Below are 23,867 nucleotides of genomic sequence, written 5' to 3'. Positions count from 1 at the left end.
GAATATTGTCTATGATTAATGTCTTATATCACCTGAAAACCGAAGGCATAAGGATCGTCCTGGTCATCAATCGTGATGGTATTATTACCATAGATTCTTGCCCAGCCCTCAATGCTTGGGTAAATGGCATCAAAATCACCAACTTTAGTTGTTCCTTCAATGCGACCGATAAACTTACTACCAATAATGCTCTCATGCACAAATTCATCACCTGCTTTCAATTGACCTTTAGCTGCCCACTGCGCCATACGAGCCGATGTACCAGTACCGCACGGTGAGCGATCAATGGCCTTATCGCCATAAAACACGGCATTACGTGCGGTTGAAGTGGGGTCGAGTACTTTGCCAGTCCATTCGATATGGCTTAGGCCATTGATGGTTGGGTTTTCGGGATGCACAAACGTATGCTTTTCGTTAATGCGTTCTCTCAACACCCTTGCCCAGGCAATCAACTGGTCGGCTTTGAAATGCTCCAAACCCGGGAAATTCTCCTGCACATCTACAATGGCATAATAATTTCCACCATAGGCTACGTCTACTTTTAAAGTACCTAAATCAGGACATTCTACCTCAATATTCTCAGCAGCCAGAAATGAGGCGACATTGGTTAATTTAACCGATTTGACCTTGTTTCCTTCTTGTTTATATTCTATCATTACCAAACCGGCCGGGGCTTCCATTCTCACAAAGCCAGGCTTTTTCGGCTGAATTAAACCATGTTCAATAGCAATGGTGATGGTTCCGATGGTTCCATGCCCACACATCGGCAGACAACCACTGGTTTCGATGAATAATACGGCCACATCGTTTTCAGGGTCATGAGGCGGGTAGAGAATACTACCCGACATCATGTCATGTCCGCGAGGTTCAAACATCAACCCTTTGCGAATCCAGTCGTATTCGCGCAGAAAATGCTGCCTTTTTTCAGACATATTTTTGCCCTCTAAGATTGGTCCTCCTCCGGCAACCAAACGTACCGGATTCCCACAGGTGTGGGCGTCTATACAAAAAAAGCTCTTTACCATGTTTTTAATCAGAATTGAGGTAATACTGGTCTGGTAGCCAATGAATCATTGATGATTTTCAATACGCGTTCACGCTCTTCACCTACCAATGGCAATCGTGGTTCACGTACCCATTCAGTACCTAATCCGGTAGCTACTTCTGCTAATTTGATATTCTGCACAAATTTAGTGGAAACATCCAGGTGCATCAGCGGGAAGTGCCAGCGATAAATTGCTCTCGCTTCTTCAATCCGTCCTTGTTTCACTAATTCGTATATTGCAACAGTTTCACGTGGGAAAGCATCCACTAAACCTGCCACCCAACCATCAGCACCCATTACTAAGCTTTCAAAAGCCAGATCGTCTACGCCAGACAAAATCTTGAATCTATCACCCAAAGCATTAATAATATCCGTCATGTAGCGGATGTCTCCCGTTGATTCTTTCATAGATTCAAAGTGAGGATTTGCCGCCAACTCACGAAACATAGGAATAGAAATAAACGTCTTGTAAGCCAATGGATTGTTATAAGCCATCACAGGCAAATCGGTAGAATCGGCTACTCTGTGCAGATAATGCAGGGTTTCTCTATCATCAGATGGGTAGCGCATCGGTGGCAATAACATAAAGCCTTCTGCACCCGTTTGTTCACATTCTTTGGCAAAAGCCATAGCTTCGCGTGTAACGCATTCTGCAATACAAATTACTAAAGGCACTCTGCCAGCAATAGTATTCTTAGCAGTTTCAAGCAAAGTCAGTTTTTCTTCTTTAGTTAAAGTACCATTTTCACCTAATGAACCGCAGATGATAATGCCATGCACACCTGCTTTGATTTGTTCATCGATATTAAAAGAGAAAGTTTTCAGGTCAAGACTTTCGTCCTGAAAAAAATTAGTAGTTACTGCCGGATAAACACCTGTCCAAGAAGGTTTCATAAGATTTGTATTAGTTTATGAATGATTCGATTTGATGATACAAAGCTAGCTTATACAAAATATAAAAACTTATGCTTGCTTTGCTAGTAGTTATACTTTTTTACCCCTAATAGTTGTCTGGTATTTTTTATTGGGGTAAATTAGTATTTATCATTATCAATCAAATCATATTTGTTGAATCAGCGAATAAATTAAGTGGCTAAAATTATAATGGTATTTTTCGCATTCAGTACTGCCAGAGGGCGGCACATAAAGTAAACTTTTATTCGAAAATCCGAAATAGAAAATCGACAATTATATAGATGAAACCTCTATTATTCCGAATACCTAAAACAGAAACAGAATCGTTTCGTGTACAGATTGATGATTTGCCTTATTTTTATGATACCCTGCATTTTCATCCGGAATGGCAGATAACATTAATGATAGAGGGCACAGGAACCCAGTTTGTGGGCGATAATGTAGAGCGGTTTCAGCCATATGATATTTATTTGCTAGGCAGTAATCTACCTCATGTTTTCAGAAGCGATGCTGAGTATTATACTGAAAATTTAAGAGCGTATTCTATTTCTATTTATTTCAGAGGAGATATTCTGGGAGAAAATTTCTTCGATATTCCTGAGACCTTACATCTGAAAAGCTTGTTAAATGAGGCATCCAGAGGGTTTAGAATCAGATGTAAAGAGGCCAATGCCCTAACAACCTTAATTGATTCCGTCACGAATAAAAAGGGATTCGAGAAACTCCTGACTTTTCTTGAAATACTCAATGCACTTTCGATATCGCCGAATAAAGAATTTCTTTCAAGTATTACTTACCAAAGCACTCAGAAGGAAACTGATAACCAGCGCATTAATGATGTATTTGAATTTCTGATGCGGAATTATGAGCGGGAAATCAACCTGGAAGAAGTGGCTGAAATTGCCAATATGACTCCTAATGCCTTTTGCCGTTTTTTCAAGCTTCGCACCCGAAAAACTTTTTCTGAATTTCTGAATGATATCCGAATTGGTCATGCCTGCCGGATGCTGCAAAGTGGCGATAACAGTGTTCTGGAAGTTTGCTATGCCAATGGCTTTAATAATGTATCCAATTTCAATCGCCAGTTTAAAAATCGAACCCGAATGACCCCCAGCGCATATTTAAAAAAATATGATACCTAAACATAAGATTAAATTTTATACATTTGTATAACTTTACCCTATGAATCCTGCACATGGTATAATTTTTGACCAACTTTTCACGTCAACTGCTTTACGATTTTTGCTCGCACTAAGAAAATAAATATTATTTTTTGCAAAAATTAAATAGGATAAAATAATTCCTGTACTAAGAAAATATGTTTGAGACACATCAGTTTAGTCCAATTCTTGATAAAGAATTTCTTACAGAAAATTACGATACAATTGAGTATCTGGTAGAAATTTTCGGTGATTTTTTAGCACTCATGCCCGAGGAAATTGAGGATATTAAAACAGCACAAGCCGAAAAAGATAAAGATAGAGTAGTAAAAAAAATACACGCCATCAGTTCGGCTATCGGCTTTGTAGGTGGTACTGATTTATCAGACCGAATGAAAAAATTTGAGGTAAATGCAAAAACTGACCCCGAATTTGACATAAACAACGAAGAATCGAACACATTAGTGAATGAGATTGATGAATTTATCGGCGTCATTCAAAACGAATACGATCAATTGAGTTAAACAAGTTTTCTTCAATACAAGGCATTTCAAAGTGTCTTGATTATTAATAATCAAGACACTTTTCTACACAAATTTTTCTACACTAATTTTAATTTAATCTTAATAGAAAAAATAGTTATCGAGCGGTATCATTCGTTTTTCTGGCATTTGCTTGGCTTGATTTTTGCTTTGTTTTGGGTAACAGGATGTCTTATATTTTCAGGCAACGATACCCACTATGAGCCTACAAAGCAATACACAGATAATAGACACAGATGAACAAACCATCTGGTCAAATAAATATGTCAGGTTTTTTAAATCTACTATTGGGATTCATAATACCATCGATCATATGATGGGCGTATTACTGCAATCGCTGAAAAAACTGGATATTGCTGAAAAAATCTACTACGTTCAATTTTTGCATAATGATGTTGCTGAGATAGCCTTTAGCACCGACTCTGCGCTGGTAGGGCTCAAGATTCCGTTCTGTAAATCGCATGGCCTCACTGAGAATACTTTCAAAATTATAGAAGAAGAAACTTCGGCGTTCAGCTTCGAAAAGACACACAAGAAAGTTATTGTACAGGCCATTAAAACCGACCATACGACGGGGCTTCTGGTAAAAATATGTGCCGGAGATGCCAATATCCATAGTGCTTACAGATATTTCTCGTTGCTCTGCAAAATCAGGTTTGAAGAGATTGTTTCAACCTATCAGACAACAACCGATTTAACAGAATTGAATATCAGGTTCGAATCGATATTGAGTAAAAGTCCGATACCGATTGTTTTTGTAGACGAAAGTGCCAATGGTGTTTTTATGAATACAAAGGCTTATGATTTATTCGGATTTTCTTCTGATGAGCCTGTTACTTCACAAAAGGTTGCCGAAGGCTTTAATAAATTAATCGGCAAGTTGCAGAATAAGGAAGAGGTGCAAAACAAAATGCAGGAGTTAATGTTCTCTAGCTCAATAGACCGCTGGAGATGGAAATTCGGTGCACCAATAAACCGTACATACAATGTTATTACACAGCTAATTCATGTTAACCGTTATACCGGAAGAATCTGGATTTTTGAAGATGTAACGATTGAAGAACAAGTTGAAGAGCGTTTACAGGTCATTAACCACCAGTTGATACATCTGGCAGAAAAGGAAAGACGTGATAATGTGATGAAAACCACTTTCCTGGCCAATATGAGCCATGAGATTCGCACGCCTATGAACGGGGTTATTGGTGCGGTAAGCTTACTGGAAAACACGGTTCTATCAAACGAACAATTTGAATTAGTAAATATTATCAAGAAAAGTGGCGAAAGCCTTATTTCCTTGATTAATGATATATTAGATTACTCGAAAATTGAAGCAGGTGAATTGACAATTCAACCAGAGGTATTCTCGTCGGTTGAATTGTTTGACGATTGTGTAGATGTATTCTATGCTACGGCACTTGAAAAATGTATACAGTTACGGGTGATGCTCAATCCAAATCTGCCTGTATATATTAAGGCAGATAGAAACAGATTACGCCAGATCATTCTGAATTTTGTTTCCAATGCCGTTAAATTCTCGCCAAATGGCAGTTGGGTAACTATCAAGGTTTCTTCAAGGATTATTGATGGTAAACCTACACTCTCCTGCAAGGTAATTGACCAGGGCAAAGGGATTGAGGCTAATGAACAGGAGTTAATATTTGACCGTTTCAAACAATTGACCAACAAACATTCAGGAGGAACAGGGCTAGGATTGGCTATCTGTAAGCGCCTGACTGAGATGATGGGTGGGGTAATTGGTGTGAAAAGCAAACTAGATGAAGGTGCTGAGTTTTTCTTTGAAGTACCGTTTGAGAATACTGACGCCAAACCAATTCTTCTGGGTGATTTGTTTACGAAATATGCCAGTACTGATGCTTGTATATGGACATTGGATTCAGAAAAGGCAGTTGAGACATTTGAGCAGTATTTTAAAGACAAGAAGCTAGAGTTGGTGGCTTTTGAGTCGGCAGAACAATTTTTTACTGTACCTCAGCCGCCTCCATCGATGATATTAGTAGATTCGATGCAGATAAATGGCGAACTGGAAAAGACCATCAATGTATTCAGAAAAAATGGTATATCAGAACAGGTACCTATTGTAGTGATGGGCTATAGCCATGAGAAAGAAACTAAAGCCTATGCTGAATTCGGATATAGTGATATGATGATTAAACCATTGAAGTTGAAGAACTTAATGAAGATGGTTGAGAAATGGGTGTTCAAGAATGTAATACAACAGCCTGCTCAGAAAATTGAGGAAACTAAGCCAACAAAAATTCTGACCGACCATAGTGTGTTGGTAGTAGAAGATAATGAGTTTAATCAGAAAATACTGAAGCGTATTCTGGAAGGGGTTATGGATGATTTTGATATTGTAGAAACTGGAGAAAAAGCTGTGGCTGAATCAAAAACTAAGAAGTATGATTTGATTTTTATGGATATTCAGCTTCCGGGCATTAATGGTATCATGACCTCAAAACTCATCAGAGAAACCTATCAGGATAGTGACCAACCGTTTATCATTGCGCTGACAGCCGATGTATTCCTGAAAGATTCAACTGCTTTAGAAGAGGCAGGTTTTGACGATTATCTGCCAAAACCTTACCGTCAGAAGGAAATATTGGGTAAAATAGATAATTACCTGCAACGCCAGTCTCACATGGTTTTATAACCTGCTGTTGAGAACTTAATTGGTTTTGTACTGACTTCGGTACAAATCATACTGAATTTATCTCCTTCTTTTTTATTGATTCCTTGTACTTCAAGGGGTACACCTTTCATATCTGAGGGCATGGGTGTGCCTGTGCTTTTGGCCAGTTGTTGTGCCATAATTTTGTAGAAACTCGTCGAGTTAATGGGCAATTTGTCGGTCATCCATACATAAGAAGTATAATCGGCGGTTTCGGTCAGCCATTCTTCGCATTTATAGCCTAAAATGGTTTTGGTTCTTCCTGTTTTCTTTGGGGTTGACACTTTCATTTTAGGGTCATTCTGCATATCCTTCATGGTTTTGTCTAAATCAAACGGAATACCCATAATCATTTTCTGGTCGTCCATAAACATAATCATCGACTTTTCGGCATAGTCAATTACACCGCGCATACTTGTGCCTTGCCCCATGTTTAAGGCAATACCAAAGATGTTTTCAGTTCCTGCAGGAAAATACCACATTTGTTCACCTTTTGAGGCTTTTCCATCATTTGTAGCAGTTACCTGAAATTTAAGCGAACCTGCAAAATTGTATTCGGGCTTGGGTTTTACTTTTTTGCCGCCGCTCATAGCTTTTGCAAAGTCCTGAGCACTTTGGGCATAGGTTGATACACTCACTAATGCAATTAATACAACAAACAGACTGTTTTTCATGATATAAGGTTGTTTTATACGAAATTAAACTAAACTTTCTATCAAACGAAAATGAGCGGCTTATGTTTTGGCTTATTTATTGAATGGAGGTTAATACCCACAAAAAAATCCCCATAGCAACTATGAGGATTTCTATATATAAATAAGCAATGGCTTAATTTCCTAAACTTCCTAATTTATCAACAATCAACCCTTCAAGATATTCTTTAATAGAATCGATTTTGATTTGTGAAACCACATCTTCGGCAAAGGCCAACAATTGTAAACGAATGGCTTCTTTCTTCGGAATACCACGTGATTGCATATAGAATATAGCTTCGTCGTTCAGTTTACCTGTGGTTGTACCGTGCGAACACTTTACATCATCCGCCCAGATTTCCAATTGTGGTTTGGTATTCATGGTTGCTTCGTCAGTCGTCACCACATTGCGGCAGTTCTGATAAGCATTGGTTTTTTGCGCATCTTGTTGCACAAAGATTTTACCATTAAAAACCCCAGTCGACTTATCCATCAGAATACCTTTATACAATTCATTGCTTTGGCAATTAGGTTTTCTGTGGTCAACTAAAGTATGATTATCAATATGTTGTTTACCGGTTGGCACATATAAACCATACATATGGCTATCAATATGCTCACCATCTAAAACAATATTGAGGTTATTTCTTACAAAACCACCATTTACTGTCACAGTAGCAGCATAAAAATAGCTTCTATCTTTCTGATATACCTGTGTAGTCCCTATGTGGTGCGTTTTATCGCTTTCGTTTTGTACTTTATAATAATCGGCTCTGGCGTCTTCAAACAATACAAACTCGGTTACTGTATTGATAAAGTACTTGTTATCACCTATGGTACGATATGCCTCTGCAATTTTCACTTCGGCATTTTTGCCTACTACAATCAGGTTTCTTACCTGTGAGCCAACATCTTCTTTGCGGGTATCGCCAATAAAACGCAGGATAACAGGTTCTTCTAAAGTCTTGTTATCGGCAATATGCACTACTACACCATCTTTTGCCAAAGCAGTATTCAAGGCAGTGAAGGCATCGTTTTTATAATCAGCATATTGTGCAAAATATTGGTTTATCACCTCTGGCATTTTCTCTTGAGCTTCGGCAAAAGGAACTACCTGCAGGTGTTCGCTAGGGCTTTCGATATGCGATAATTCTGCATGAAATACGCCATTAATAAAATACAATACATTGCCTTTCAGGTGTGGCAGATGTATTTCTTTTAAATCTTCATTGCTGAAATCAGAACCTGCTTCGAAATTGTAGTTTTGTTTTACCAGACTCGAAACATTGCTGTATTTCCATTCTTCATGACGGATAGTTGGGAAACCCAATCTGTCAAAATTTTTCATGGCTTCGCTACGCAACTGATTGATAGGCAAAGCGCTTTTACCATTCAGCTGTGTCTGCAAAGTCTGAAAATCAGCAATTAATTGATTTTTTAAATCTGTATTTTCTATCGAACTCATCTTATATTTCTGCTACTGCTTCTAATTCTATTTTATAGCCAAAGTGTAATTCTTTTACCGGAATGATTGACCTGGCCGGTCGGTGATTTCCGAAAAAGCTGGCATACATTTGATTGACAATCCCCCAGTGGTCTCCGTCTACAATATAGGCAGTGGTTTTTACCACTTTATCTATACTGCTCCCTGCTTCTGCCAGAATCTGTGTGAGGTTATCAAAAACCACAGTTAACTGCTCTTCAATGGAAGATTCAACAGGTAATTTTTCGGAGTTTTTTATTCTGATGGGTAAAATGCCTGAGGTATAAACCATGCCATTGCTCACAATTGCGTGTGAATAATGACCTACGGGTTTCGGACTTTCAGGAACTTGAATAATTGTCATGGGTAGATAGGTTAAGCTACTTCAAGCGAATCAACTTCTGCTTTAATCCAGTCATAACCTTTTTCTTCTAGCTCAAGCGCTAGTTCTTTCGTACCCGATTTCACGATTCTACCTTTGTATAGTACGTGTACAAAGTCTGGCACGATATAATCTAATAAACGTTGGTAGTGCGTTACTACGATAAACGAGCGGTTTTCGTCTCTTAGTTTATTAACTCCTTCGGCTACAATTCTAAGGGCGTCAATATCTAATCCTGAATCAGTTTCGTCAAGAATACATAATTGAGGCTCTAGCATAGCCATCTGGAAAATCTCGTTACGTTTCTTTTCTCCACCCGAGAAACCTTCGTTCAATGAGCGTCTCAACAAAGTGTCGTCAATCTTCACTAACTTCGCTTTTTCCTTCATTCTTTTCAGGAATTGCGCAGCATCCAAAGGCTCTTGTCCGTTGTATTTACGGATTTCGTTTAAAGCAGTTTTGAGGAAATTAATGGTGGTTACACCCGGGATTTCTACCGGATACTGGAATGCAAGAAAGATACCTTCAGCGGCTCTTTCTTCAGGAGACATATCTAATAAATCTTTACTGTTAAACTCAACAGTACCGTTGGTTACTTCATAGTCTTCTCTACCTGCCAGCACTGAAGCAAGTGTACTTTTGCCCGAGCCGTTTGGTCCCATAATGGCGTGAACCTCGCCCGGTTTTACTTCAAAATTTATTCCACGTAATATTTCCTTCTCCTCAATTCTCGCATGTAAATTACTGATAGTGAGCATTTTTTAAGCTATATTTTAAATGATTCTTGACTACTGATTGTTTGAGTACTCTGATAGATAATAAAAATCAGGCTGCAAAGATACAACCAAAATAGCCAAGATGCTATTCTTATTCAATTATAATAACCCTAAATAGTCGTAGCTCGTTCCTTTTAGCCTATAAAATTTGATATATACGTATTTAAATAAAATTGCTGGGTATTAAAAATCAATATTTCAAACAAATGGCTAAATAACATCTCGCATTATCAATCTGTGCAGCATCTCACGGAGACTAGCCCCCCATGTTATTCCATATCACGCCACCACCTCATACAATTTCATTATCTTGGCCTTATTTTTCAATGTTACTTCTCCTACTTCCTTACAATTAAAGGATTCTTTTACTTTTTCGTAGGTAGATTCGCTGATGATAATCTGGCTTGGTTTGGCGGCAGACTGTAAGCGTTGGGCTGTATTTACTGCATCGCCGATTACAGTATAGTCTAATCGTTTTAAGGATGCAGAACCAATATTACCCGAAATCATTTCGCCTGTGTTGATACCGATAGATACTTTAGGCAAATAAGTCGCATGGTTCGGTAATACCTCCTCAATTTTATCAATTGCCGAACGCACAGCTAATGAAGCTTCAATGGCGCGGTCAATATGGTACTCTCCTTTGAAAACAGCCATCACGGCATCGCCCATAAATTTATCTACGTGTCCTCCCTGATCAATGATGCCTTTTACCATCACATCAAAGTATTTGTTAATAAGGCTCACAACAGTATCTGGTGTTTCTTTTTCTGAAATAGATGTAAAACCACAAATATCTATAAAAACAACAGTGGCTTCGATAGTTTCATTAGCCGTCAGGGATTTCTCAAACTCATGGCTGTTCATGAATTTAAGCACCGTTTCATCCACATACATTTTCAGGATATTATTTTCTTTGATAGCCTGCAATGTCTGGCGCAGTTGTGTTACGTGTTTGATGGTTTTCTCAACCGTTACCTCTAGGTCTTCAAAATTAATGGGTTTGGTTAAGAAATCAAATGCCCCGCGGTTCATGGCTACTCTGATATTATCCATGTCGCCATAGGCCGATACTATCACAGCTTTTAAGAGCGGGTGATTATCGGAAATCTTACTCAATAGGGTCAGTCCGTCCATTTCTGGCATATTGATGTCACTCAGAATCATATCAATATCCGGAAACTCCTGTAATATTTTTAAGGCTTCGGCACCATTTTGTGCGAAGCTGAATTCATAGGTTTTTTCTCGAATCTGTCGGCGGAATTTCTGTTTGATGAGGGTCTCTAAATCAGCCTCATCGTCTACAACCATTATTTTGGCGTTCATATCGAACTAATAAGTTTTTGTTTGAGTTCTGCAAAATCTAAAGGCTTGGTGAGGAAATCATTTGCTCCTAATTTCAGTGCTTGTGAGTGGCTTTCTTCATCGCCATAAGCAGTAATCATCATAATTGTCGGAGGGGCGCTTGGCGAAGTAGTACGGATATGCTTCAACAGTTCTAATCCACTCATGCCAGGCATATTGATATCTGATAGAATCAACACCGCCTGAGAATCTTGTCCATCTAAATAGGCTAAAGCCTCTTCGCCAGACCCACTAAAAGCAAAATCAAATTCACCTGCCCTGATTTCCCGACGAAAACGTTGTTGGAATAGAACTCTTACATCTTCTTCGTCATCAACTACTAATATTTTCATAAAAACTGGGTTAAGCGATTAATATATTTCAAAGATAAGGCAATTTGATGATAAACGTTGTCCCCTCTCCTTCTTTTGTTTCCACTTGAAGCGTTCCGCCATGGCCTTTGGTAACAATATCATAAGCCAGTGAAAGCCCTAATCCGGTACCTTGCCCGGTTGGTTTTGTGGTAAAGAAAGGCTGGAAAATCTTGGCCTTCACATGCTCCGGAATACCCGTTCCATTATCAGATACTTTTATTTCCACTTCGCTAGCTAGCTTCTTAGTACTGACAATCACCTGGCCTTTGCCTTGCATATCTTTCACGGCATAGAAGGCGTTATTGATAAGATTCAATAGCACCCGGCCAAAATCCTGAGTTATCAATGGAATCTTAGGCAGACTTTGGTCTAAATTGGATTTAAAGTCGGCATTAAAACTTTTGTCTTTAGCTCTGATGCCGTGATACGCCAATCGCAGGTATTCATCGGCTAGAGCATTTACATCCGTTGCCTCTTTTTTGCCTGTGCTTGCCCTTGAATGCTCAAGCATCCCTTTTACAATGCTACTGGCACGTTTGCCATGATGGTTGATTTTTTCAAGGTTCTGGGCAATATCTCCTAACAATTCTTCTTCCAGTCCCTCATCCCGCTCAGCTTTTTCTTTACTTCTTTCATCGTTTAATTCTTCAATCAATTCTTTGCTTAGCTCAGAAAAATTATTGACAAAATTCAACGGGTTCTGTATCTCGTGTGCAATACCTGCTGTCAGTTCACCTAAAGAAGCCAATTTTTCGCTTTGAATCAACTGGGTTTGGGTAGCTTTCAACTCTTCTAATGATTTGGCTAGTTCGGCTGTGCGTTCAGCCACTTGTTTCTCTAATACCTCATTCTGTGCGGCTAAGATTTGCTGTTTTTCCTGTTCATGTGCCAGATTCCTGGCAGATAGTTCTTCTATTTCTATCAGCTTATTACTTAAAGCCTGATGGGTTTTGGTGTATTCTCTCACCAGCGAAAGGGATAAGCCGACAGGAATACTAAAGAACATGATAATGAGAATAAATATACCAAAATTAAGAATAAGGCTACCTGAACCATTACCGGTTGATCCCTCAAGAAATAATATAAAAATAGCGAGAATAGCCGATGCGGCTACAACTACCAATGAGTAAATAGGCACTTTAGCGTTTGAATCTTTTCTGCGGTCGGCTAGTACACTTACTCTGATGAAATCGACAAATAATAGCAGAAACGGAGGCCATGATTCAATAGCCCAGGTCAGGCTCCAATTGAAAATATAACAGAACATACTCCCGATTACCATAAAGGCAAGCATGTAGAAGATGAATCCGAATTTCTGATTGAGGTATTGATAGAGGGATACATTTATGAGAAAAACGCCCAGATAGGTAGTAATCACAGATAAGAGACCATATATCTCTTTAGACGAAATTTCTTCCTGATAACTTTCCAGACTTCTCAGAAAAAAGGCCAGTGTCAATAAAAGCATCGTTAAACCTAAGCTTAAACTTACTTTTCTGGCTCGGTTTGAGAAATAAAAAGAAAAATGCAGGATGGCAAAAATCAGGAAAATACCTGTAAAGAAATAGTAGAATCCGGCTGTACGGTTAGCCTGTTCTTCCAAAAATGCTCCTATGTCTTTTGCATTATGAACTCTAAAATGAAAGATTTCGGAGTTTGTACCAGGATAATAGAAATTATCTTTGGTAAATGAATATCTGACTGCCAGAACGTGCTTATTGGTATCCGAAAAAATAATCGGTAAGGCGGTGGTATTAACGTCTGTATGTTCTTTATCCGGATCTTTGCTGACTACTCCTAATTTATGCAAGAGTTTACCATCCAGGTAAATTTCAGAAGCGCCCATTTGTTTGACGCTTATCGAAAGTGGCTGATTCACCAATGCCTCCGTAACCTGAATTGGGCGTCTGAACCACGCTATTTCAGCATTTCTTAATTCAGGAAAATCTTCAATAGATTCATTTACTAAGAGTTTCCCCCATTTACTATCATCAAAGTCCCGTTGTGCCCAAAGCTGATTATCACCTGTATGCCATTTCCAATGGTTACTTAAGGTATAACCATAACCTGGAATACTATCCAATGGCGTAAATTTCTTTTGTTTTTGCCCCAGCGCCTGTATGCTTAAAAGCAATATAAAAAACAGGTAAAAATGCTTCATGAAATCGTTGATGTCTTCTTTATATTAGGTAATGTTACTGGGTATTGAGTGGTTAGTTTTTGTCTGAACTTTGATTTAGCTGATTAAAGTGATTTATATGATGACATTTATAGAGTAATACCTAATCAGTTTAGTCATTCAATCAGGTAAATCAAAGTTCAGACAATCACTCATTCACACAATCACTCAATCCTTAATTCACAGGTATGGTAATCACAAATTCTGTCCCCTCCCCTTCTTTAGAATTTACTTCAAGAACACCACCGTGGCCTTTGGTGATGATATCGAAGGCTAATGATAGGCCCAGGCCTGTGCCTTGTCCGGTTGGTTTGGTGGTAAAAAATGGTTGGAAAATCTTGTTTTTTACGCTTTCAGGGATGCCTGTGCCGTTGTCGGTTACTTTAATTACAATTTCCTTATCTGCTTCTACAAATTCAGTACTTACCTCTACCGTTGGTTTATAGCCTTCAATATTCAATTTTGATTTTTGTTGTACAGCATAAAACCCATTGTTAAAGAGATTCAATAATACCCTTCCGAAATCCTGTGGAACGATTTTAACTTTTGGTACTTTAGAATCAAGATGCGTTTTGAAGTCAGCATTGAAAGTTTTGTCTTTAGCTCTTAGACCATGATACGAGAGGCGCAGGTATTCATCAGCCAGATCGTTCATATCTGTTTCCTCCTTCTGCCCGGTGCTTGTGCGGGAGTGTTGCAGCATTCCTTTTACAATGCTGGCCGCCCGCTTGCCATGATGGTTGATTTTCTCCTGATTCTGTACCAGATCACTTACCAACTCTACTATTAGATCTTTATCCTGGTCTTCTCTGTCCAGTTCTTCCTGTAATTCTTTTGCGAGTTCAACACTTAATTCTGAGAAATTATTCACAAAATTGAGTGGATTCTGTATTTCATGAGCAATTCCTGCGGTGAGTTCTCCTAAAGAGGCCATTTTTTCGGCCTGCACCAACTGATTCTGGGTAGCTTTTAGTTCGGCAATGGTTTCTTCCAGTTCGTTTTTCTGTTTTGTCAATTCTGCTGTTCTTTCTGCCACCTGATATTCCAGTTCCATTTTTTTGGCCTCGTTTCTTAATCGTTCTTCTTCGGCTTTTTGTCTCTGCTGTTGCTCTACCTTATTCTGCTTATGGGCGTAGAATCCAAAACCAATCATCCAGAAAAAGGAAAATCCATAGGCTGTACCAAATAGTTCGTCGTATTCTTTATAAAATGAGTGGAATAGCACATCAAAAAAAGTATCTATGAAAATCATGATAACGACCGGTAATACCGCCGTAAATAAGGTACGGGTGTTCCGGTTGTATCTGGCTCTATAAATAAGCAATGCCCCGACTAATATAAAAATCTTATAGTACCAGTCATTGATAAACTTCAAGCCGGGTATATTCGCCAACAGGAATAATGGTACTACGAATAACCAGGTATTTTTTAATATCCTATCATATTCAGGGAATCTTTTGGGCGTATCATAATACATGCGTAGAAAGCGTATTACAAAAAATGTAAATATGCCCTTTTCTACCATATCACTGTAGTCAACTTTCATAGTGTTTTCGAAGTAAGTCGGGGTAAATGGTTAAAATTATCTGGCTATGCTTAAAGATTCTATCAGATTGTCCGGTTGTGTCTGGCATTCTCAACCAAAAATAGCGAAGAATCCTGCAAAATACAATTTTATCGGGTCAGGAACGCATTGATGAGTATTTTCCTGATAAAAAAGAGACGTGTTAGGATTATTTGAATAAAATTTGTGATAATATTTGCAATCTGAAACCGTAGATACTTACCGGTGGTTTTCCTATAAGCAAAAATGATTTACTAATGGATATTGAAAAGGCAGAAGCGTATGTTTTCGACAAGCTGGAAGATAGTTTATCTGATACGCTGTTTTATCATGGGTTACATCATACTATTGATGTGAGCAATGCTGTTTTACAAATAGCTATAGCCGAGGGCATACACGATAAAGAAACGCTTAATATTCTGCAAACTGCCGCGCTATACCACGATCTAGGCTTTATTAGTACCTACCAAGGGCATGAAGAAGAAAGTTGTAGGCTTGCCAGGGTTTCTTTGCCTAATTTTGAATACAACGAAACTCAGATTGAGAAAATATGCGGGCTGATAATGGCTACCAGAATACCCCAGAATCCTACTAATCATCTGGAGCGAATCATGGCTGATGCTGACCTTGACTATCTGGGTCGTGAAGACTTCTGGCCTATTTCCCGTTCGCTCTATGATGAATTGTTTGAAAGAGAAATGGTAACAGACATAGAAAGCTGGAACAAACTACAGATAGGCTTTCTTGAAAACCACAGCTATTGGACAGAAACCTCCAGACAATGGCGCAACCCTGCTAAATTGAAACGGATTGAGGAGTTAAAAAAGATAATCAATGAATGATTTAGTGATTTGAGAGAATAACTTATTCAATAATCACTCAATCGCCGGGCGTCGGGCGCTCATTCACTAAATCACTCAATATTAATGCCCCGACAGCCTCTTCAATTTATCATTCTGTGCCCGGATACGTTGGCATAAAATTCTTAATACACTGCGGAGCAATTCGTCGCGTTCCTCCATCAGATCGTAGAAATCGTCCTGGTCTATTCTGAATAGCAATACATCACTTTTTGCCAGCGCAGTTGCCGAACGTGGTTCTGAATCCAGTAAGGCCAGTTCACCGAAAATATCTCCTTTGCCCATCGTGGCAAAAATCACTTCGTGATCCACAATCCCGATTTCTCCAGAGTAAATCACGTACATACAATTACCTATGGCTCCTTTCTGAAAAATCTCCTGCCCTTCATGATACGTTACTTCGTTCATGATAGGCACAATAGAGGTAAGTACGTTTTCAGGAGTTTCAGAGAATAGTGGTGTATTTTTCAATACAATTACTCGCTCCAGTTCAGATATTTCGTTTTCATCGTGTCCGTGGTGCATAGCTAAAATATCTTTATATTTTTCTGTTAAATTCGGGTGTTTATGTATAATTTCTTTCGTGGCTTCAAAGAAAAGTTTCTTCTGAGAACCGATATACTTTTCAAAAAGCTGATTTCTGCTGTTCTTAAATTCCCATTTACGCAGGGCTGCTACGATTGTCCAATCGCCAAAAGCCAGGCTTCCTTTCTCTAATACATATTGAACAATGGGCTGAACCGTTATATCCTTATTGAAATAGGCTTCAAAGGCGACTTTTTTCTTATCTACATCCGAGTCGTCGAGTATCGCATGGAGGCATTTATAAATAGCCCTTGGAATAATATTATCCAGAATTTCCAAAGCATTTGCCCGCTTTTCTTTTGATGAATGTTCTACGCCCATCATGGCATCCTGAACCATATCTTTATCATACAGCAGCATCAGCAGATAGAAAATACGGTTAGATGATTGCCCGAGTTCGTGGTGCAGCAAAGTATCTTCTAATATGCCAAAACCATATAATAGCTGATATGCATGAGCTAGTTCTTCTTCCAGCAGTTTTTCAAACATGGCCTCGTAGTCTTCGGTAGTCGAGCGCTTGGCTAATACCTTTAAGGCTAGTTGCCTTACATTCAACGATTCATTTTGTGCCAGTCTTATCAGCAATCTTTCACTGGCAAGACTCTGGTATTTTTCGCTGAATAATACTACTTTTTGGAGTAAGCCAATATCACCGCCTTTTGTCAGAGCCTCTACTTCTTCAAAACCTCTGCCACCTGATTTTATGAGGCTATTGATGGCTTTTTTACCCCAGATACGATCTTCTAATAAATGCACCAGACTTTTGATGAGGGCAGATGAATCAATGGCACCTGCTACATCTATGGCTTTTTCTTTCACCTCTCCTACTCCTTTTTCCAGACATATTCTCACGAAAGTTTCATATTCTTTCAGGCGCAAAGCTTCTATGATTTCCAACGCTACTACAATATGTTTGGTGTCTGTGCTTTCGCAGAGTTCGTCCAATCTGGTTTTGGCTTCCGGTCTTTGCAATTTCCAGCAGGCTATAATTGCGCCTTCTACTGTGTAGATATTTCTGGAGTTCAGATATACCGAGCGTTGTTCGGGTGTGGTAGCTGCGGCACAAGCTATTTCTGCCGAAATGCGTCTGGCTAACGGATTGGTTTCATTTTCATTAAAAATCTGCAAAAACTGTGGTTCTAAAGTTAAATGCAGATTCCGGACAACCGCCAGAATATGCAGGCGCACTTTATCCGATTTATTCTTTAATAATATCGAAACCTGATTCTGGATTACTTTAGGCTCAAACTTCACCATCCAGTCAATAGCGCTGATTACTTCTTCAGGCTTATCACTTGTCAGGTTTTTCAGAATAATGCTCAGGGCATCGCCTTGCACAACCAATTCGTTACTTTTCAGGAACCGTTTACTCAAGGCATTCTTTAATTCTATAATATAGCGTTTATAGGCTTTATTGAGGAAGAATAGCGCTAATAATGATAAAAGAACAGTAAAAGCAAAAGCAATCCAGATTTCGGAAGAATGAACAAAGTAAGAAATTAATAATAATATACCCGCTACTCCCATACCCAGTGGCTCATAAAAACCTTTGGCCAGGGTATGTCCTTTTAATCTTTGCTGGGTTGATAATGGCTGAAACATTACCAGAAAGACAGGGTCGAAGGCTGTTCTTCTCAACACCTCAAAGCAGAGATAAGCCGCACTGAAATCAAACAAGAGTGAGCTATCATCATGCTTATAAGATGACATTCCTACCAGCAATACTGACATCAGCAAGGTACCAATCGGTAAAAGCAAAAGGGCATTTTTCAACCCGAATTTATCAATTACCCTACTTGAAAACAAAAGTTTTACGATGGTAGAGATTGCATAGGTAATAGCAAGCAAGTACCCAACAAATTGTATTACATCATGTTGACTATGGAATTTATACTTCACATTCACAAAGAAATTATACTCTACCCAAGTGGCAGAGGCAGCAATGGCTACCAGACCAATACACATCTCAAACACCAGATGGCTACCGCCAAATAGGGTTTCTACAATTCTGGATTCGGTATGGCGGCGGATTTTATTCTGATGGTGGCTTGGGATGTCAGTGAGTTCAAAAGTACGTTTCTGGGTAAAAAAGGCCAACAAGAAAGTAAAGAATGCTACTAATACTAATATAGCCAGTACGGAAGTCGAGTGAATAACCGCTGCTAAAATAGCTCCGATTGCCTTGGCAGGCACATCGCCTGAGCCAATGACACTAAATAATCGCTTACTTTGACGCACATCAAAAACCAGTGCCGATACACCCCAGAATTCGAGATTTACCAAAAGATAAATTACCCTGAATCCTACCATGATACCAATGGCTACTGCAGTGGAATGATTGAAAAACAGGATGGTTCCTATAATAATAGATAGCACTAATACGGCCAGTAGAACCCGTACACTGAGTTTCTTCAAGACCAGATGATGTTCGTAGTATTCATAAATTTTACCTACGCCCATCATGGCAAGGGTAGAAACAATGTAGGCGATGGGCAGAGATATTTCGGGGTGATGCTCGAGTAAAATCAGGTTCGCTGAAACGTATACTAAAACGGTTCCTATACTAATAAAGAAATTGTGTAGGAAAAATAATATAAGCAGTCTTGATTCTCTCGGGCGTTCTTCGGTTTGGGGTATCCCACTCATACTTTTAGTTTCAACCATTTGCATTTAGGAATGGACAACGCAATTTAGGAATGTTTTTTAAAAGATTTGTTAAGTTTCCGCATTTGCCAGAAAGAAAGAAGCAGGAAAAATCAAGTCGTTTTGATTTTTTTTCAATATCTTGTATTATTGCAAAGTAAAATGGCATTTTTCAACGAAAATATCGCACTCCCTCAAAAACTACATTATCACGTGGATAATGCCGGAGAGATTGCCTTAATCAATTGCTATTTCTACAAGCCACAGCCTATTTTAGTAGCCTTCTTCCAGCTACTCTTTTTCATGGCACAATTCGGGTTTTACTAATTGAGATTGAAATTAACTTTCTTGTCTTGAACTTTGCCGCGACGTCGGGCCGTTTTAGCTGATTAGACTGATTTAAATGATTTTTTAATGATGATTATAACAAATAATTTTCAATCAGTGTAATCATTAAATCAGCTAAATCACAGTTCAAGACAATGCAATCACTTAATCACCCATTCACTCATTAGTAAACTCTCATGCAAAATATATTTGTTTCTTCTGAAGTAGGCACGCTTCGTCGCCTCATTATTCATAGCCCTGACAGTGGTCTGGGCAAAGTTGTTCCGTCTAAAGCACAGGATTGGTTGTTTGAGGATATTGTCCATCTGCAAACCATGCGCCGTGGCGAGTACGACTATTACGTAAAGATTTTACTATATTTTCTGGATAAAGAAAAAGTGAAGGGCAAACTGAAAGATATTGATGCTGACACAAGTCGCGATTTCTATAAACCAGAAAAAGAAAAGTATTTCAATTCTGATAAAGTAATTGAGTTTGAAAGACTATTGGCAGATATTCTGCAAGTTAAAGAGGTTCGGACTGAGCTTACGGCTGCAGTTTGTGCAGTAGAAGAATGTTCGTTTCAGTTTCAGAAAGAACTGGCTAATTTATCGGTAATCGATTTATCTAAAGTATTGATTACAGGTACAATGCCTAATAACAAAATGCTTTTCCCACCGATTCCGAATCTGATTTTCACACGTGATATTGGGATTGTGGTCAATGATCATCTACTACTGAACAAACCTGCCAAGTATGCCCGTACCCGGGAGTCCTTATTGGCTAAGTATATATTCTTCAACCACGAAATCTTTGCTGATTTAAGGAGCAAAATTATTGAGATAACAGAAGATGAGAATCATTTTCTATTAGCCGAAGATGAACAGGAAGGCCGCCTGAATACCCTTGAAGGTGGTGATGTGATGATGATTGCACCTAACCACTTATTAATTGGTGTCAGCGAACGTACTTCTGTGGAAGCTGCCCGACAGGCAATTGATTTGCTTTTTGCCAAAAAAGTAGTGAAGAAAGTTACCATTATCAAGATTCCACAAAAACGGGATTATATGCATATTGATACCATTTTCACGCAAATCAAGTGTAATGTATGGGTATTATTAGGGTCTTTGGGGCGTGTGCAGGAAGAAGCTGAAAGGCAACAAACCTGGGAGCAACTGGGACAAAAGCCGGGCTATGAAACGTTGATTATTAAACAGTTTATTGATAAATCTGATGGAGTAAAAATCCGGGATTTTGCCAATCTGGAAGACCTGTTAAGTTCGATTACCAAAGATGATTTGAATTGTTATGATGAAATCAAATTCATTTACTCGGGTAATAATCAATTCCCGTATGGTGCTAGAGAACAATGGACGGATTCATGTAATTTATTGGCACTGAAAGCGGGCGTGGCTATTGGTTATGACCGGAACGACCACACAGCACAGGCTTTCAGGAATGCGGGTTTTAAAACCATCAATGCCATTGAATTGCTGGAAAAATTTGAGAGCAACGAGCTATCACCTGAAACCTTGACTGATACGATTATTATGCTTCCTTCGGCCGAATTATCACGCGCCAGAGGAGGTTCACATTGTATGAGTTTGCCTATTCTGAGAGATAATGCGATTTGATTTATTTCTATTTATGGAAGAGACGTGTGCAATACGTCTCTTCCTATTTTATCACCTAACACACCGTATGAAAACCAAAATCCTACTCCTGTTATTCTTTTGTACAACACAGCTTTTTGCACAAAAAAAATCTTATTACGTATTTACTTCATTCAGAGACAATGGACAAGATGGCTTGCATCTGGCCTTGAGTGAAGATGGTTTTAACTGGAAGCCTCTGAAAAACGACCAGTCATTCCTGAAACCACAGATTAATCATCCGGATAACCTGATGCGTGATCCGGCCATTAAACAAGGGCCAGATGGGACTTTCCACATGGTCTGGACGGTCTCATGGAATAGTAAAAACGGGAAGCTTGTAGGGTATTCAAGCTCAAAGGATTTGATTAACTGGACACCTCAAAAGGCGATTCCGGTAATGGAAAAGGATACTGCCGTTAGAAATGTATGGGCACCGGAGCTATTCTACGACAAAAAGCAAAAAGACTGGTTAATCATCTGGTCATCGACCATCAATGGGAAATTTGCAGAAGATACTACTAATCTGAGTGAGAGTAAATACAGTCATCGTTTTTATTATGTCCGTACGAAAGATTTCCAGACTTTCAGCGAGACCAGGCTTTTTTATGATCCGGGCTTTAATTGCATAGATGCTACTCTGTTGGAAGATAAAGGCAGGTTTTATCTCTTTATGAAAGACGAAAGGCTAAAACCTGTCAAAAAGAATTTACGACTAGCCGTTGGTGATACACCTGCCGGGCCATTTAAAGATTTATCTGCTCCTTTTACCATCAGTTGGATAGAGGGGCCATCAGCCATTAAAATCGGCGAATATTATTATGTCTATTTCGACCACTATACCAAGCCTCATTATTATGGCGCTTATCGTTCAAAAGACCTGAACGATTGGCAGGAAGTCTCAACACAGATGAGCTTCCCCAAAGGCATGAGGCATGGAAGTGTGATTGAAGTATCTAAGAAAGTAGCGGGGAAATTATTGAGTGAATGAGTGATTTAGCGGCCGCTGCGGTGATTTAGTGATTTAGTGATTTAGTGATTTAGTGATTTAGTGATTTAGTGATTTAGTGATTAAAATATTGAGGATTAAGCATTTGCACTATAAATCCTTTAATTAATAATCACCGCAGCGGCGGCCGCTAAATCACACATTCACTCAATCACTAAATTAATCCAAGCTTCTCCCGCATCGCCTTAGCCCCATCGCACATAGCTTTTAATTTCTGGCGGGATGCCCAGCGGGCTGTCTGACTTAAGCCGCAATCAGGAGCAACAGCCAGTTTTTCTGCCGGAACGTATTTAAGACAGAGTTCTATGCGTTCCATTACGTCTTTTATGGTTTCGCAATAATAATTTTTCACATCAATGATGCCCACGGCTACGTCCATCTTCTGAGCAAATTCGGCTAATAATTCTACTTCATCAAACTCACGATTGGCCATTTCGATATGAATTTCGTCTACATTCATATCCAGAAAATCAGGCAACATAGGGTGCAGTTTACGATACCCAACCGGGCGGCCTTTGAAATTACCAAAACATAAGTGTGTAGAAACACGTGCCTTGCCCACTACTCCGGCAATGGTACGATTAAAAATATCTACAAATCGCTTGGTATCTTCTTTATAGGCATAGCACGACATTGAGGGCTCATCAACCGTGATTTCAGTGCAACCTGCGGCTACTAAATCTTCCAGTTCTTTTTTTACAAAAGGCAATAGCCCTTCGGTTACTTCAAAACGGTCTTTGTAAATTTTCCCATCAGGCAACATACGCCCGGATAAGGTATAAGGCCCGGGAACTGATGCTTTCAGGGTATGGCCTTGAGGTGCTAATCTGGCCAGTCGTTGGTATTCTTTTACAGCGCCTAGTCCTTTTTGTGCAGTTAAAGGCTCTATAATAGAGTGTTTACCACGTTGATCATGCGCCGGAGGGCCAAATTTACGGGTTTCTGAATGATTCGGTTCAAGACCTTTGATGAAGCCGTAAAAGGATAAATTAAAATCCAGACGGGTTTGTTCTCCATCAGTGATTACGTCCAGCCCGGCAGTAGACTGGTCGTGAATGGCGGCAATCACTGCGTCTTCAATCATTTCTTCTATATCTGCCGCACCAAATTTATCAAGGTTCATAGAAGAAAATTCAAGCCATCCCGGAAAAGGATAACTGCCTACAACGGTTGTTCTAATAGGTTTTGGTTGCATATTTTTATTGAGTGAATGAGTGATTGTGTGAATTAGTGATTGAGTGATTGAGCGATTTAGCGAATTTTAGGTTTTAAACTTAATGTCTTTTGTGGTAATTAATTTATAAAATATCTAGTATACCTTATTAGCTAATTCACCACTCACTAATTCGCTAATTCACTCAATCACTAATTCACACAACCACTCAATTATTTATAAGTCTCCTATGATAATTAATCTGTCCTAAATGGTAATTGAAATGGCCATAGAGGTGTATGATGAAAAACTCGTTGGTATCATTGCCTCCATGAAATTCTTCTGTATGGTTTTGTGCCAAAACCTCATCAGTCAGGTTTTCTAATACGCCCTTAATCATTTTTCTGGCATCCTCAATCTTTTCGATTAAAGTACAGGTTAAACGCATTAAAATTTGAATAGTAAAAATGAATAAAGACCTTTGCTAAATGCA

Annotated in this window: 20 protein-coding genes; 7 read left to right on the top strand and 13 right to left on the bottom strand. The window is 39.0% G+C overall.

All coding sequences use genetic code 11. The annotated features are described in order from the left end of the window. Positions 1-23 precede the first annotated feature (23 nt). Complete coding sequence (locus ACYVFA_RS14895; RefSeq protein ID WP_460472634.1) at positions 24-1,025, bottom strand: 4-hydroxyproline epimerase; 1,002 nt, start codon at positions 1,023-1,025, stop codon at positions 24-26. An 8-nt stretch (positions 1,026-1,033) separates the two neighbouring features. Continuing rightward, on the bottom strand, positions 1,034-1,939 hold the full coding sequence (locus ACYVFA_RS14890) for a dihydrodipicolinate synthase family protein (protein WP_460472633.1): 906 nt from the start codon (positions 1,937-1,939) through the stop codon (positions 1,034-1,036). Positions 1,940-2,241: 302 nt separating this feature from the next. Between ACYVFA_RS14890 and ACYVFA_RS14885 the strand changes: the two genes are divergently transcribed. From ACYVFA_RS14885 to ACYVFA_RS14875, 3 genes are all read left to right on the top strand, one after another. After that, the gene (locus ACYVFA_RS14885) at positions 2,242-3,102 is read left to right on the top strand and encodes an AraC family transcriptional regulator (RefSeq protein WP_460472632.1); all 861 of its coding nucleotides are present in this window, start codon (positions 2,242-2,244) and stop codon (positions 3,100-3,102) included. A 176-nt stretch (positions 3,103-3,278) separates the two neighbouring features. After that, positions 3,279-3,644 (top strand): hypothetical protein, encoded by a 366-nt coding sequence (locus ACYVFA_RS14880; protein WP_460472631.1) that lies wholly within the window; start codon positions 3,279-3,281, stop codon positions 3,642-3,644. Positions 3,645-3,861: 217 nt separating this feature from the next. Next, positions 3,862-6,333 (top strand): ATP-binding protein, encoded by a 2,472-nt coding sequence (locus tag ACYVFA_RS14875; protein ID WP_460472630.1) that lies wholly within the window; start codon positions 3,862-3,864, stop codon positions 6,331-6,333. On the opposite strand, the gene ACYVFA_RS14870 is transcribed toward ACYVFA_RS14875, so the two are convergent. The 8 genes from ACYVFA_RS14870 to ACYVFA_RS14835 form a co-directional block, all read right to left on the bottom strand. Continuing rightward, positions 6,318-7,025 carry a DUF4412 domain-containing protein gene (locus tag ACYVFA_RS14870; protein WP_460472629.1) on the bottom strand — a complete coding sequence of 236 codons (708 nt, stop codon included), beginning with the start codon at positions 7,023-7,025 and terminating at the stop codon, positions 6,318-6,320. The genes ACYVFA_RS14875 and ACYVFA_RS14870 overlap by 16 nt on opposite strands. A gap of 154 nt (positions 7,026-7,179) precedes the next feature. Next, on the bottom strand, positions 7,180-8,508 hold the full coding sequence (gene sufD / locus ACYVFA_RS14865; RefSeq protein ID WP_460472628.1) for a SufB/SufD family protein: 1,329 nt from the start codon (positions 8,506-8,508) through the stop codon (positions 7,180-7,182). Position 8,509: 1 nt separating this feature from the next. Then, positions 8,510-8,890, bottom strand: coding sequence for a RidA family protein (locus ACYVFA_RS14860; RefSeq protein ID WP_460472627.1), 381 nt, complete (start codon positions 8,888-8,890; stop codon positions 8,510-8,512). An 11-nt stretch (positions 8,891-8,901) separates the two neighbouring features. Beyond that, entirely contained in the window at positions 8,902-9,666 is a 765-nt protein-coding gene (gene sufC / locus ACYVFA_RS14855) for an ABC transporter ATP-binding protein (protein WP_460472626.1), read from the bottom strand. Positions 9,667-9,963: 297 nt separating this feature from the next. Beyond that, a complete protein-coding gene (locus ACYVFA_RS14850) occupies positions 9,964-11,010 on the bottom strand; it encodes an adenylate/guanylate cyclase domain-containing protein (protein ID WP_460472625.1) in 1,047 nt (348 codons plus the stop codon). After that, positions 11,007-11,381 carry a DNA-binding transcriptional response regulator gene (locus tag ACYVFA_RS14845; RefSeq protein ID WP_460472624.1) on the bottom strand — a complete coding sequence of 125 codons (375 nt, stop codon included), beginning with the start codon at positions 11,379-11,381 and terminating at the stop codon, positions 11,007-11,009. Before ACYVFA_RS14845 ends, ACYVFA_RS14850 begins: the two co-directional genes overlap by 4 nt. Before the next feature lie 28 nt (positions 11,382-11,409). Next, on the bottom strand, positions 11,410-13,563 hold the full coding sequence (locus ACYVFA_RS14840) for an ATP-binding protein (protein ID WP_460472623.1): 2,154 nt from the start codon (positions 13,561-13,563) through the stop codon (positions 11,410-11,412). Between the two features lie 193 nt (positions 13,564-13,756). Beyond that, a complete protein-coding gene (locus ACYVFA_RS14835; RefSeq protein ID WP_460472622.1) occupies positions 13,757-15,127 on the bottom strand; it encodes an ATP-binding protein in 1,371 nt (456 codons plus the stop codon). Between the two features lie 275 nt (positions 15,128-15,402). On the opposite strand from ACYVFA_RS14835, the gene ACYVFA_RS14830 reads away from it, so the two are divergent. Then, the gene (locus ACYVFA_RS14830; protein ID WP_460472621.1) at positions 15,403-15,987 is read left to right on the top strand and encodes an HD domain-containing protein; all 585 of its coding nucleotides are present in this window, start codon (positions 15,403-15,405) and stop codon (positions 15,985-15,987) included. An 81-nt stretch (positions 15,988-16,068) separates the two neighbouring features. On the opposite strand, the gene ACYVFA_RS14825 is transcribed toward ACYVFA_RS14830, so the two are convergent. After that, a complete protein-coding gene (locus ACYVFA_RS14825; RefSeq protein ID WP_460472620.1) occupies positions 16,069-19,236 on the bottom strand; it encodes a cyclic nucleotide-binding domain-containing protein in 3,168 nt (1,055 codons plus the stop codon). 159 nt (positions 19,237-19,395) lie between these two features. Between ACYVFA_RS14825 and ACYVFA_RS14820 the strand changes: the two genes are divergently transcribed. The 3 genes from ACYVFA_RS14820 to ACYVFA_RS14810 all read left to right on the top strand — a co-directional run bounded on the left by ACYVFA_RS14820 (position 19,396) and on the right by ACYVFA_RS14810 (position 22,203). Further along, positions 19,396-19,560 carry a hypothetical protein gene (locus ACYVFA_RS14820; protein ID WP_460472619.1) on the top strand — a complete coding sequence of 55 codons (165 nt, stop codon included), beginning with the start codon at positions 19,396-19,398 and terminating at the stop codon, positions 19,558-19,560. 197 nt (positions 19,561-19,757) lie between these two features. Beyond that, positions 19,758-21,194 carry an arginine deiminase family protein gene (locus ACYVFA_RS14815; protein WP_460472618.1) on the top strand — a complete coding sequence of 479 codons (1,437 nt, stop codon included), beginning with the start codon at positions 19,758-19,760 and terminating at the stop codon, positions 21,192-21,194. A gap of 67 nt (positions 21,195-21,261) precedes the next feature. Beyond that, complete coding sequence (locus ACYVFA_RS14810) at positions 21,262-22,203, top strand: glycoside hydrolase family 43 protein (protein WP_460472617.1); 942 nt, start codon at positions 21,262-21,264, stop codon at positions 22,201-22,203. A gap of 172 nt (positions 22,204-22,375) precedes the next feature. Here ACYVFA_RS14810 and ACYVFA_RS14805 read toward each other — a convergent pair whose 3' ends face one another. Beyond that, entirely contained in the window at positions 22,376-23,416 is a 1,041-nt protein-coding gene (locus ACYVFA_RS14805; protein ID WP_460472616.1) for a methionine synthase, read from the bottom strand. Positions 23,417-23,603: 187 nt separating this feature from the next. After that, positions 23,604-23,822, bottom strand: coding sequence for a hypothetical protein (locus ACYVFA_RS14800; protein ID WP_460472615.1), 219 nt, complete (start codon positions 23,820-23,822; stop codon positions 23,604-23,606). Between the last annotated feature and the right edge of the window lie 45 nt (positions 23,823-23,867).

The organism is Emticicia fontis (assembly GCF_054779675.1).
The sequence above is the reverse complement of the archived record's forward strand: the minus strand, read 5'-3'. Positions and strand labels throughout refer to the sequence as shown.